At 36.7% G+C, this 12,053-nt stretch carries 13 protein-coding genes; all 13 read left to right on the forward strand.

Annotated elements, in window-relative coordinates:
- Positions 1–7: 7 nt before the first annotated feature.
- The 13 genes from hisD (at position 8) to Q0977_RS09465 (ending at position 11,453) form a co-directional block, all read left to right on the forward strand.
- The gene (gene hisD / locus Q0977_RS09405; RefSeq protein WP_119414600.1) at positions 8–1,288 is read left to right on the forward strand and encodes a histidinol dehydrogenase; all 1,281 of its coding nucleotides are present in this window, start codon (positions 8–10) and stop codon (positions 1,286–1,288) included.
- A 1-nt stretch (position 1,289) separates the two neighbouring features.
- Complete coding sequence (gene hisB / locus Q0977_RS09410; RefSeq protein WP_119414601.1) at positions 1,290–1,883, forward strand: imidazoleglycerol-phosphate dehydratase HisB; 594 nt, start codon at positions 1,290–1,292, stop codon at positions 1,881–1,883.
- Positions 1,880–2,527: an imidazole glycerol phosphate synthase subunit HisH gene (gene hisH, locus Q0977_RS09415; protein WP_119414602.1), complete on the forward strand. Its 648-nt coding sequence runs from the start codon at positions 1,880–1,882 to the stop codon at positions 2,525–2,527. Before hisB ends, hisH begins: the two co-directional genes overlap by 4 nt.
- Positions 2,524–3,261: a 1-(5-phosphoribosyl)-5-[(5-phosphoribosylamino)methylideneamino]imidazole-4-carboxamide isomerase gene (hisA, locus tag Q0977_RS09420; RefSeq protein WP_299513012.1), complete on the forward strand. Its 738-nt coding sequence runs from the start codon at positions 2,524–2,526 to the stop codon at positions 3,259–3,261. Before hisH ends, hisA begins: the two co-directional genes overlap by 4 nt.
- Positions 3,261–4,019 (forward strand): imidazole glycerol phosphate synthase subunit HisF, encoded by a 759-nt coding sequence (hisF, locus tag Q0977_RS09425; RefSeq protein ID WP_119414604.1) that lies wholly within the window; start codon positions 3,261–3,263, stop codon positions 4,017–4,019. Before hisA ends, hisF begins: the two co-directional genes overlap by 1 nt.
- Positions 4,016–4,636, forward strand: coding sequence for a bifunctional phosphoribosyl-AMP cyclohydrolase/phosphoribosyl-ATP diphosphatase HisIE (hisIE, locus tag Q0977_RS09430; RefSeq protein WP_119414605.1), 621 nt, complete (start codon positions 4,016–4,018; stop codon positions 4,634–4,636). The genes hisF and hisIE overlap by 4 nt, the downstream gene beginning before the upstream one ends.
- A 79-nt stretch (positions 4,637–4,715) precedes the next feature.
- On the forward strand, positions 4,716–6,236 hold the full coding sequence (locus Q0977_RS09435) for a lipopolysaccharide assembly protein LapB (protein ID WP_124217806.1): 1,521 nt from the start codon (positions 4,716–4,718) through the stop codon (positions 6,234–6,236).
- A gap of 92 nt (positions 6,237–6,328) precedes the next feature.
- A complete protein-coding gene (trxB, locus tag Q0977_RS09440) occupies positions 6,329–7,276 on the forward strand; it encodes a thioredoxin-disulfide reductase (protein ID WP_119414607.1) in 948 nt (315 codons plus the stop codon).
- A 480-nt stretch (positions 7,277–7,756) separates the two neighbouring features.
- Positions 7,757–8,239, forward strand: coding sequence for an 8-oxo-dGTP diphosphatase (locus Q0977_RS09445; RefSeq protein ID WP_119414608.1), 483 nt, complete (start codon positions 7,757–7,759; stop codon positions 8,237–8,239).
- Positions 8,232–9,113: an RNase adapter RapZ gene (gene rapZ / locus Q0977_RS09450; protein ID WP_119414609.1), complete on the forward strand. Its 882-nt coding sequence runs from the start codon at positions 8,232–8,234 to the stop codon at positions 9,111–9,113. Before Q0977_RS09445 ends, rapZ begins: the two co-directional genes overlap by 8 nt.
- 4 nt (positions 9,114–9,117) lie before the next feature.
- Positions 9,118–10,104: a YvcK family protein gene (gene yvcK, locus Q0977_RS09455; RefSeq protein WP_119414610.1), complete on the forward strand. Its 987-nt coding sequence runs from the start codon at positions 9,118–9,120 to the stop codon at positions 10,102–10,104.
- A 36-nt stretch (positions 10,105–10,140) separates the two neighbouring features.
- Positions 10,141–11,088, forward strand: coding sequence for a DNA-binding protein WhiA (whiA, locus tag Q0977_RS09460; RefSeq protein ID WP_119414611.1), 948 nt, complete (start codon positions 10,141–10,143; stop codon positions 11,086–11,088).
- Positions 11,089–11,195: 107 nt separating this feature from the next.
- On the forward strand, positions 11,196–11,453 hold the full coding sequence (locus Q0977_RS09465; protein WP_299513025.1) for an HPr family phosphocarrier protein: 258 nt from the start codon (positions 11,196–11,198) through the stop codon (positions 11,451–11,453).
- The last annotated feature ends 600 nt before the right edge of the window (positions 11,454–12,053 follow it).

The following is a 12,053-nucleotide window of genomic DNA, read 5'->3' on the forward strand; positions in this document are numbered from 1 at the left end:
ATTTGCGATGAAGATTAAAGTGTTAACAGATGAAATTTCTTTAAAAAGACCTTTGGAAGGTGGCAATGAGGAACAGCTTAAAACAGTTCGCCAAGTGCTTGCTGATGTTCGAGAAAAAGGCGATGAAGCTGTAAAAGCTTATAGTCGGAAATGGGATGGTTATGCGCCGGAAAACTTACGTGTAACCGAACAAGAAATAGAAGAAGCTGTTAAATCGTTAGATCCTCAATTAGTACAAGATTTAAAAGAAGCAGCATCTAATATTCGCTTATATCACGAACAGCAAAAACGTGAAGGTTACAAACTTCAAATAGCAGATGGCTCTTGGCTAGGCCAACGTATTTTGCCAATATCTTCTGTAGGCTTATATGTTCCAGGTGGTTCTGCTGCTTATCCATCATCTGTTTTAATGAATGTTATTCCTGCTCAAGTTGCGGGTGTTAAGCGAATTGTATTAGCGTCACCAAGTGATAAAAGCGGTAAACTTCCGGCCGCAGTATTAACTGCAGCATCTATCTTAGGTATTGATGAGATTTATAAAATGGGTGGTGCACAAGCAATCGGGGCACTTGCTTTTGGTACAGAAACAATTCAAGGGGTAGATAAAATTACCGGACCAGGTAATATCTTCGTAGCACTTGCAAAACGTGAAGTTTTTGGTGAGGTAGCAATTGATATGATCGCAGGACCAAGTGAAATTGCGATTATTGCGGATGATTCGGCTTATCCAGATGAGATTGCCGCAGACTTACTGTCACAAGCCGAACACGATCCTATGGCATGCCCTATCCTTATTACAACAAGTAAATTGTTAGCTGAAAATGTACAGGTACAAGTAGAAAAACAATTACAAACCCTTCCTAGAGAAGCAATTGCAAGAAAATCAGTAGAAAACTTTGGATGTATATATATTGCTGAATCGATGCAACAAGCTACAAAAGCTATCAATCAATTAGCACCTGAGCATTTAGAAATTGTAACAGAAGATGCACTGAAAGTTAGTGAAGCCATTGACAATGCTGGAGCTATTTTTATCGGACGTTATAGTTCAGAGCCAGTAGGTGACTATTTTGCTGGAACAAATCACGTGTTACCAACAAATAGTACAGCACGTTTTGCTAGTGGATTAAATGTTGATGATTTCTTAAAGAAAACAAATGTTGTCTATTATACAGAAAAAACTTGGTCTGAAAATGCACCTAAAATTGCTCGCTTAGCAAGATTAGAAGGATTAGAAGGGCATGCGAGAGCAGTTGAGTCAAGAGGCTGGAACAAAGGAGAGGAATAATTTGGCACGTTATTCAAAAATAGAACGTAAGACAAATGAAACGCAAATTGCTGTAGAAATCGATTTGGATGGAGAAGGGAAAGCAACAGTTGATACAGGTGTACCATTTATGGATCATATGCTTGATCTTTTCATGAAGCATGGCCTGTTCAATGGGAAGATTACTGCAAATGGTGACACAGATATCGATGACCATCACACAACAGAAGATTTGGGAATTGTACTCGGTCAAGCGATTAAAGAAGCGCTTGGTGATAAAAAAGGTATTAAACGTTACGGAAATGCGTTTGTCCCAATGGATGATGCACTAGCCCAAGTGGTTATTGACTGTTCAAATCGACCACATCTAGAATTTCGTGCTGAAATCCCGTCCCAAAAAGTCGGAACATTTGATACAGAATTAGTACACGAATTTTTGTGGAAATTTGCATTAGAAGCACGTATGAATGTTCATGTTATTGTTCCTTATGGTCATAATACACACCATATTATAGAAGCCATCTTTAAAGCTTTAGCTAGAGCGATTGATGATGCAGTACAAATTGATCCTCGAATGAAAGGTAAAGTTCCGTCTACGAAAGGGTTGTTAACATGAAAATTGGCGTAATCGATTATGGAATGGGAAATCTCTTTAGTGTTGAACAAGCGATTAAACGTTTAGGTTGTGAAGTGCTAATTTCATCAGATCAAAAAAGTTTGTTAACATGTGATGCTCTAATATTACCTGGTGTCGGTGCATTTGAGGATGCTATGAAAAAACTTAATGATACAGGGCTAGTTACATTTATCGATAAGATTGTAGCGGTTAATAAGCCTCTCTTAGGTATTTGCCTAGGTATGCAACTTCTGTTTGAAGAAAGTGAAGAAAATGGCTATTGGAAAGGTTTAGGAATTTTCAAAGGGGTAGTTAAACAATTTTCGGGTAAGGATCTTTCAGGAAAGTCTTATCGTGTTCCACATATGGGGTGGAATGATTTAATATTTGCTAAATCGCCAACATGGTTAGAACAATTACCAACAGATAATTTTGTCTATTTTGTACACTCTTATTTAGCAACGGATATGGATGAGGAAAATCTTATCGCTTATGCAGAGTATGGTGATATGAAAGTTCCTGGAATTGTACAAAAAGGAAATGTAACAGGTATGCAATTTCATCCCGAAAAATCAGGAGAATGTGGCGTTTATTTACTACAACAGTGGCTGCGTGCAGTTGCGAAAGGAGTTGCTGTTTCATGAGTTTAATTCAAATATTTCCAGCTATCGATATGAGAGGTGGGAAATGTGTTCGTCTATTAAAGGGCGACTATGAAAAGGAAACTGTTTATGCAGATTCTCCATTTGAGATGGCGAAGCGTTTTGCAAAAGCAGGTGCAAGCTATGTACATATGGTCGATTTAGATGGAGCAAAAGATGGAGAACGTAGACATGCGAAGGAAGTTATCCGTGTAGCAAAAGAGTTACCATTGAAAGTTCAAATTGGTGGGGGAATACGTTCCGAAGAAGATGTTCGATTTTATCTAGAAAATGGCGTTGATCGTGTCATCATTGGTAGCCTTGCTATTCGTGAACCTCAACTTGTGAAAAATTTCATCAAGGAATTCGGAGCTGAGAAAATTGTAATAGGATTAGATGCAAAAGATGGAATGGTTGCAACACATGGATGGATTGAAACATCCGATCAATCAGCTATTGAAGTAGGAAAAGATTTTGCGAAAGCAGGTGCAAAATATTTCATCTTCACAGATATTGCAACAGATGGTACTTTATCTGGCCCGAATATAGAAGCTAATATTCAATTAGCAAAAGCAACTGGAGCGAATATTATTGTTTCAGGAGGTATTAGTGCATTAGAGGATATTTCAAAAGTGAAAGATGCTGCAAAGAATTCCTCAGTTAGTGGTGTGATTATTGGTAAAGCTTTGTATGCAGAACGGTTCACATTACAAGAGGCATTAAAGGAGGCGGAATAATGTTAACAAAGCGAATTATTCCATGTCTAGATGTCAAAGAAGGCCGGGTAGTTAAAGGTGTTCAATTTGTATCTCTTCGCGATGCTGGAGATCCGGTCGAATTAGCAAAGTTTTATAACGAACAAGGTGCAGATGAACTTGTTTTTCTTGATATTTCGGCTTCACATGAAGGTCGTGAAACAATGGTTGATGTTGTTCGTAAAACAGCAGCAGCACTAGCTATTCCATTTACAGTTGGCGGTGGCATTCGGACACTAGATGATATGAAACGTCTGTTACGTGCCGGAGCAGATAAAGTGTCGATCAATTCTTCTGCTATTAACCGTCCAGAGTTGATAAAAGAGGGTTCTGATTATTTTGGCGCACAATGTATTGTTGTTGCAATCGACGCAAAGTGGAGTGAAGAAGATCAAACTTGGATGGTATATACCCATGGTGGCCGAAACAAAACAGATAAAAAGGCAGTGGATTGGGCGAAAGAAGCAGTCGCACTTGGTGCCGGAGAATTACTTGTAACAAGTATGGACCAAGATGGTGAGAAGAACGGCTTTGACTTGCCGTTAACAAAAGCTATTCGAGATGCTGTCAATGTACCAATTATTGCAAGTGGTGGCGCAGGTAAAGCGGAGGATTTTTATGAAGTATTACATAATATTGATGCAGATGCAGCATTAGCAGCCTCAATTTTCCATTATAAAGAGACAAGTGTTTCAGAAGTAAAAGCAAGTTTAAAACAACAAGGAGTGCCAATACGATGATTGAAAATCTTAAATTTGATGAAAAAGGTTTAATAACAACAGTTGTTCAAGATGCACAAACAAAAGAAGTGCTAACAGTCGCATATATGAATAAGGAATCTTTAAAGAAAACAATTGAAACAGGTGAAACATGGTTCTTCAGTCGTTCAAGACAAGAGCTTTGGCATAAAGGTGAAACGAGTGGTAATACGCAAAAGGTTGTAGCGATGCGTGCAGATTGCGACCAGGATGCATTAGTAGTGGAAGTGTTGCCAAAAGGACCTGCCTGCCATAAAGGATCTGTTTCATGCTTTACAGAAGTTCTAACAGAGAAAGAAACTTCAATCGGTTCTCTTGATATTTTAGAAACATTGAAAAATGTGATTAAAGGAAGAGAAGAAGAGATGCCTGAAGGTGCTTATACTACATATCTATTTAATGAAGGTGTAGATAAGATTTGTAAAAAGGTTGGAGAAGAGGCAACTGAAGTCGTTATTGCTTCGAAAAATCGTGATCATGAAGAACTAAAATGGGAAGCAGCTGATTTAATTTACCATTTGTTAGTACTTTTGCAAGAACAAAAATTAGATTTATATGAAGTTTTAGGAGTTCTGCAAAAACGTCATGAGCAACACTAATTTATGATATAATATAGGATACGATGCTTAAGGAACGTAAAAATGCGTTCCTTATTATTTTGGAGGAAAACTGTAGGATATGAATAGTGAACAAAATACTCGAGAAAATGTTGTGTCCTTTATTCCAAATGGTGATTTTTATTATAAAAAAGCAGTACAAGCATTAGATCATGATCAAGTTGAAAAAGCGCTAAAATATTTAAGAAGAGCAACTGAGTTAAGTCCAGAGGATTCATTAATATTACTACAGTATGCTATTGTTGAAATGGAAGCCGGACGTATCGATCACGCATTAGAATTATTGAAAAAGGCAAATGAAATAGATCCAGAAGAACCTGAAATTTTATTGTTCCTAGCAGAAGCATGTGCACAAGCAGGATTTACTGATGATGCAAAGTATTATGCTGAGGAATATTTGCGCCTTGATGAAATGGGAGAATATGCTGATGAAGCAATTGATATTATCGATTTTGCTAAATCGATGGAAAAGCATATTGCTCCTGAAACCTCTGTAGATAGAGAAGTAGTATATTTACAAGAAAAGGCAAGAAAGTTCATGGAAGAAGGCAAACTTGAAGAAGCCATTACGCTTTTAGAAGATATCATTACGGATCATCCAGATTATTGGGCAGCATATAATAATTTGTCACTTGCGTATTTTTATAAAGGTGATTCAGAACAAGCTAGAACATTATTATATCAAGTGTTACAAGGAAACTATGGTAATTTACATGCACTCTGTAATTTGACTGTTATGGCCTACTATGAAAAAGAGGAAGAGGAGTTACAAGAGTTAACAGAATTACTTGTAAAGCTTTGCCCTTACTCATTTGAACAACGATACAAACTTGGTGCAACCCTTGCATTAATCGGCTGTTACGAAGAAGCGTATAAGTGGTTAAAGAGTCTAAAAAATCATGGCTTTGAAGGAGATTCTGGCTATTATTTTTGGTTATCTCATTCTGCATATTTTTCCGGATTTGAAAAGGAAGCTAGATTGTTTTGGAAACAATTGCTTGAAATCGATCCTGACAAAGTTGGATATGAGCCATGGACATTTGAGCAAGATCAACTTCAGGCCGATTCAATTGAAAGAAATAGAAGTTTTATCATTGAAAAACTAGAAAGTGAGTATAGAAGTGAACGATTGTTAGGCATATTTTTATTGGGGAAATCGCCTTATCAACAAGAAATCGTAGCTCATCCTAATTGGATTAAACTTGAAAATTACACACCACTTGAAAAATTGTATCTAGCTTATTCTTTGGATCATAAATTTCTAGATGATGATCGTACTTTAAAATCATTTTTACATTCAGCAGAGGTTGCTGAGATTTTATATGAAGAAATGAAACCTTTAGATATGAATGATACTTTCTTATTTCAAATGTGGTTTGTTCTATATGAACGTGCTTTTGAAAACGATTATGCGTTTAAAAATCCTAAGGCGCTTGCTGCTGCAACTGAATATATGTATAAATCATCTCGAGTGAAGAATATTACTAAAAAAGAAATAGCTGAATTTTATGGGATTTCCCCAGCCACCCTGACAAAATATGTGAACGAATTGATACAATATTTGCCGCTATTTGACAAATAACGTACTAGTTATAAGCAGATATCTTGTCATACTGAAAGGCAATCCTCTAAGATAAAGAAAAATAGAATAGCCACAACTTAGGAGGAGCAGATATGTCAGAAGAAAAAATTTATGATGTTGTCATTATCGGTGCTGGTCCTGCAGGAATGACTGCAGCAGTTTATACTTCACGAGGAAATCTTTCAACTTTAATGCTAGAAAGAGGAATTCCTGGTGGACAAATGGCTAATACAGAAGAAGTTGAAAATTATCCAGGCTTTGAGTCAATATTAGGCCCTGAATTATCTACAAAAATGTTCGAACATGCGAAAAAATTTGGAGCAGAATATGCTTACGGCGATGTTACTGAAATTGTAGATGGCGAAGAGTATAAAACGATTAAAGCTGGTACAAAAGAATATAAAACACGTGCAATCATTATTAGTACTGGTGCAGAATATAAAAAAATGGGTGTGCCAGGTGAAAAAGAACTTGGTGGCCGAGGCGTAAGCTATTGTGCTGTTTGTGACGGTGCATTCTTTAAAAACAAAAATTTAATCGTTGTTGGTGGAGGAGACTCTGCAGTCGAAGAAGGTATGTACTTAACTCGTTTTGCAGATAAAGTAACAATTGTACACCGTCGCGATAAATTACGTGCTCAAAAAATTATTCAAGACCGTGCTTTTGCAAATGAAAAAATCGATTTTATCTGGAATAATACAGTAAAAGAAATTCATGAAAAAGATGGCAAAGTAGGTAGCGTAACACTTGTTTCTACAGTCGATGGTACTGAACAAGAAGTACAAGCAGACGGAGTATTTATCTACATTGGTATGTTGCCACTTACAGCTCCTTTTGAAAATCTAGGTATTCTAAGCGAAACTGGCTATATTAAAACTAATGCAGAAATGGAAACTTCTGTACCTGGTATTTACGCTGCAGGTGATGTTCGCGATAAAACATTGCGTCAAATCGTTACAGCAACTGGTGATGGTAGTATTGCAGCACAAGCTGTTCAACACTATGTTGAAGAACTAAAAGAAAAATTCGCAGTAAAATAACTAGCAATATAAAGGGGTCAATATGACATACTAGTGCCAAATGTTGCAGTAGGATGTGTTTTTACTTTCCAAAACATTGATGGGTAGTTGAACCGATAGGGATTTTACAAGGAGTTGTTATTTCTCAAACTAACTTTTCCACTTAAGTTCTTAGTGCCCTCATTAAAGTTGGATAAATTAATTTTACTTTAATATGGTTGTCATCAAGTTGCAATAATAATTGTGTATAGTATGAATTGTAATAACCCCTTTTATAATATTGAACATTGGTATGGCTGTTTCCTTCGGATCACTTGACCGTATGGAGCAGCCTCTTTTTTATAAAATTTCATGTTAAGTATCAGTGTTATAATCAGTTAATCTATCCATTTCATACAACTGGATAGCTGAATTTCTATATTTTGATTATTCTTTTTTACTCAAGCAGTTGAAAACGGTATAATAATTATTATAAGAATTGTTAGAAATGAGGTGTCGTGTGTGCAAAGAATCGCCAATTTGTTAGTTAAAAAAGACGACCAAGTTCTATTATTAAAAAAGCCACGACGCGGTTGGTATGTTGCGCCCGGAGGAAAAATTGAAAGTGGAGAGTCTATTTTCGAAGCAGCAAGCCGTGAATTCCAAGAGGAAACAGGTGCTAAAGCTGTCAAACCACATCTTAAAGGCGTTTATACAATGGTGATAAGACGTGGAGAAGAAGTGGTCAATGAATGGATGCTCTTTACTTTCTTAGCTGAAGATTTGGAAGGAACACCCTATAAAGAAAATCGCGAAGGTTTACTTGAATGGCATCCAGTAGAAGACTTAAATCTTTTGCCTATGGCAGAAGGTGATCGTACAAATCTGTTATTTGCAGTTGAACAAGAAGGTACTCAATACGGAACTTTTACATATACAGAGGATTTCCAATTGTTAGATGAAAAAATTCAGATGTCTTGTGAAGGGGATGAAAGAAATGCCTAATCCACAGTCAGTAAACGAGTTAATAATTATTACAGGAATGTCTGGAGCAGGTAAAACTTTGGCTATTCAAAGTTTTGAGGATCTGGGGTTTTACTGTATCGATAATTTACCGCCAGCATTGTTGCCAACTTTTTTAAATTTAATGAAACAATCAAAAAAAGAAATTTCTCGTATTGCTGCTGTAATGGACCTTCGTGGAGGAGATTTTTTCTCTTCTTTGATCGATGCATTAGATCGAATTGAAAGAGAAGATCTTGTTGCAACTAAAATTTTATTTTTAGATGCAGATGATGAAACGTTAGTTAGACGCTATAAAGAAACTCGTCGTTCTCATCCGTTAGCAGAAAATGGGTTGCCTTTAATGGGCATTAAGTATGAACGAGAATTATTAGCAGAAGTCAAAGAACGTGCGCAATTTATCTATAATACATCAAGTATGAAACCGAGAGAGTTACGCCAGCGGATTATTGCTCAATTTTCTGATGTGGATTCTCGAACATTTACAGTAAATGTTATGTCGTTCGGATTTAAGCACGGTATGCCTATTGATGCAGATTTGGTATTTGACGTTCGTTTTTTACCAAATCCATATTATGTTGAGTCACTTCGTTCTAAAACTGGATTAGATGAGGATGTTTCGTCATATGTATTAAAGTATGATGAAACGAAAGCATTAATCGAAAAGTTAATGGATTTATTTGAATACATGATTCCGCTTTATCAAAAAGAAGGAAAAACACAGTTGGTGATTGCTTTTGGATGTACTGGGGGTCAACATCGTTCAGTTACTTTAGCAGAGTACTTCGGTAATCATCTTGATCAGTTTGCTCCAACTGTAATTACCCATCGTGATATTGCGAAGAGAAAGGGATAGCTGAATGCCAAAACGTCAGTCGCGAATAGTCATTATTGGCGGCGGTACAGGGCTTTCTACTCTATTAAGGGGCTTGAAAAAATGCCCAGTAGATTTGACAGCTATTGTAACCGTTGCCGATGATGGCGGAAGCTCAGGTAGAATCCGTGATGACTTTGCAATTCCACCACCAGGGGATATTCGAAATGTTATTGCGGCACTTTCAGAAGTAGAACCATTAGTAGAAGAAATGTTTCAGTATCGTTTTAAGGGAAAAGAAGAATTGGGAGGTCACTCTCTCGGAAACTTGATGTTAACAGCATTAACAGAAATAACAGGCGATTTTTCACATGCAATACGAGAGATGAGTCGTGTATTAAATGTTCATGGTAAAGTTTTGCCTGCTGCCAATCAGCGAATTACATTACTTGCTGAGTTGGAAGATGGCACCATTGTTCAAGGCGAATCAAAAATACCTACATTTGGGACTCGTATTAAACGAGTTTTTCTGTCACCACCAGATGTCAAACCGTTGCAAGAAGCGGTGAATGCTATATTACATGCAGATATTATTATCATTGGCCCGGGAAGTTTATATACTAGTATTTTGCCGAACTTATTAGTAGAAGGTATAAAAGAGGCAGTATTAAAAGCAAAAGGACATAAAATATATATATGCAATTTAATGACGCAAGCTGGCGAAACTTCTGGCTATACTGCTGGGGATCATGTGAGAGCGCTTTATGATCATGTTGGTGAAGATTTTATACAAACAATTTTGATCAATAAAGAAGAGGTACCAAAAGCAATACGAGAAGCATATATCAAAGAATCATCAGAACCTGTCCAATTCGATATTGAGCGTTTAGAAAATATGGGTCTCGAAGTTGTAAAAAAAGATATTGCCACGATCCATAATGGTGTTGTACGTCACGAAACCAATAGCGTTGCTGCATGGATTGTAGAATATGCAACAATCTATCAACAAAAGAAGCAATCATTGTCGAATTAGCGTAAAATAGATAATTGAAAGAGAGGGGGAATCTAAATGTCATTTGCTTCGGAAACTAAAAAAGAGCTTACTCAAGTTGAAGCAGAAGATACTAGTTTAAAAGCAGAACTCTCTGCCATTATCCGAATGAACGGTTCTCTGTCTTTTGCTAATCGTCAGTTAAGTCTTGATGTGCAAACTGAAAACGCAGCCATTGCTCGAAGAATGTACACCATTTTGAAAAAATTCTATAATTACCGTATTGAACTTTTAGTACGGAAAAAAATGAGACTGAAAAAAAACAACGTATATATATGTCGGGTTCGTGATGGAGCAAAAGAATTATTAGAAGAGCTACATATTCTCTCAGGTAATTTTCTATTTAATCATACAATTTCAGAAGAGTTGATTAGATTTGAGGCAGATAAAAGGGCATACTTACGAGGAGCCTTTCTAGCTGGAGGCTCTGTTAACAATCCTGAAACTTCCTCCTATCATTTAGAAATATATTCTTTATATAAAGAACATGGAGAAGCTTTGATGGACCTTATGAACCACTTTGATCTTAACGCTAAGACGATTGAAAGAAAAAAAGGGTTTGTAACGTACCTAAAAGAAGCGGAGAAGATTTCAAATTTCCTTAGTCTTGTTGGTGCACATCAAGCTATGCTAAAATTTGAAGATGTACGAATTGTCCGGGATATGCGAAATAGTGTTAATCGACTAGTAAATTGTGAAACAGCTAATTTAAACAAAACAATTGGTGCTGCTATTCGTCAGGTTGAAAATATCCGCTTTATCGACAACATGATTGGTATCGAGCAACTACCCGAGAAATTGCGTGAAATTGCACGATTAAGGGTAGAATATCAAGAAGTAACCTTAAAGGAACTTGGTGAAATGGTATCAACAGGTGTCGTTAGTAAATCGGGTATTAATCACCGCCTTCGAAAAATCGACGAAATTGCCGATGCCCTTCGAAGAGGCGAAAAATTTAAAGAATAGTATCTAACACATATAAACATAAGATAAAAATCTTTTTTATGTAATTTATCATTCCAAAAAGTATAAGAGTTTTTGACTTTGTACTTATTATTAAAGGGGGAGTAATTGTGGTAGAAAAACAAGTAGAAGTAAAACTAAAATCAGGCTTGCAAGCAAGACAAGCAGCATTATTCGTGCAAGAAGCAAATCGTCACACAGCTGATGTATTTCTTCAAAAGGAAAATAAAAAAGTAAACGCTAAAAGTATTATGGGTATTATGAGTTTAGCAATTGCTAGAGGTACTACCGTCACTCTAAGTGCAGAAGGAAATGACGAAGAACAAGCACTAGAAAAATTAGTGAAAATTATTGAAAACGAAGACTAATTAATACAAAAAGGCACTCCGGAGCAATGTCACGATTGTTACGGAGTGCTTTTTTAGTTGTGATAAAGGAAGCTATGTTTAGTTGTGATAAAGAGAGCGCAAGTTGTGACAAAGAGAGTCTGAGTTGTGATAAAAGGGGCCTGAGTTGTGATAAAGAGAGTGCGAGTTGTGATAAAAGGGGCCTGAGTTGTGACAAAGAGAGTGCGAGTTGTGATAAAAGGGGCTCGAGTTGTGATAAAGAAACCGAGTTGTGATAAAGAGAGTGCGAGTTGTGATAAAAGGGGCCTGAGTTGTGATAAAGAGAGTCTGAGTTGTGATAAAAGGGGCTCGAGTTGTGATAAAGAAACCGAGTTGTGATAAAGAGAGTGCGAGTTGTGATAAAGAGAGTGCGAGTTGTGATAAAGAGAGTGCGAGTTGTGATAAAAGGGGCCTGAGTTGTGATAAAGAAACCGAGTTGTAATAAAGAGAGCGCAAGTTGCGATAAAAAAACTATTAATCTTCTCATTCATCTGTTTTAAAAATAATGGCTCTTTGTAAATAGTTGGGGTGGGGACACAATTCTCCACCCTTATCCTATTGTGTTACCTATATCTTTATATT

Source organism: uncultured Rummeliibacillus sp., assembly GCF_934216135.1.
Lineage (GTDB): Bacteria > Bacillota > Bacilli > Bacillales_A > Planococcaceae > Rummeliibacillus.

Coding starts and splice junctions, on each gene's coding strand:
- hisH (WP_119414602.1), top strand. CDS start 1,880: ATGAAAATTGGCGTAATCGATTATGGAATGGGAAATCTCTTTAGTGTT.
- rapZ (WP_119414609.1), top strand. CDS start 8,232: ATGCCTAATCCACAGTCAGTAAACGAGTTAATAATTATTACAGGAATG.
- whiA (WP_119414611.1), top strand. CDS start 10,141: ATGTCATTTGCTTCGGAAACTAAAAAAGAGCTTACTCAAGTTGAAGCA.
- hisA (WP_299513012.1), top strand. CDS start 2,524: ATGAGTTTAATTCAAATATTTCCAGCTATCGATATGAGAGGTGGGAAA.
- hisF (WP_119414604.1), top strand. CDS start 3,261: ATGTTAACAAAGCGAATTATTCCATGTCTAGATGTCAAAGAAGGCCGG.
- trxB (WP_119414607.1), top strand. CDS start 6,329: ATGTCAGAAGAAAAAATTTATGATGTTGTCATTATCGGTGCTGGTCCT.
- Q0977_RS09435 (WP_124217806.1), top strand. CDS start 4,716: ATGAATAGTGAACAAAATACTCGAGAAAATGTTGTGTCCTTTATTCCA.
- yvcK (WP_119414610.1), top strand. CDS start 9,118: ATGCCAAAACGTCAGTCGCGAATAGTCATTATTGGCGGCGGTACAGGG.
- hisIE (WP_119414605.1), top strand. CDS start 4,016: ATGATTGAAAATCTTAAATTTGATGAAAAAGGTTTAATAACAACAGTT.
- hisD (WP_119414600.1), top strand. CDS start 8: ATGAAGATTAAAGTGTTAACAGATGAAATTTCTTTAAAAAGACCTTTG.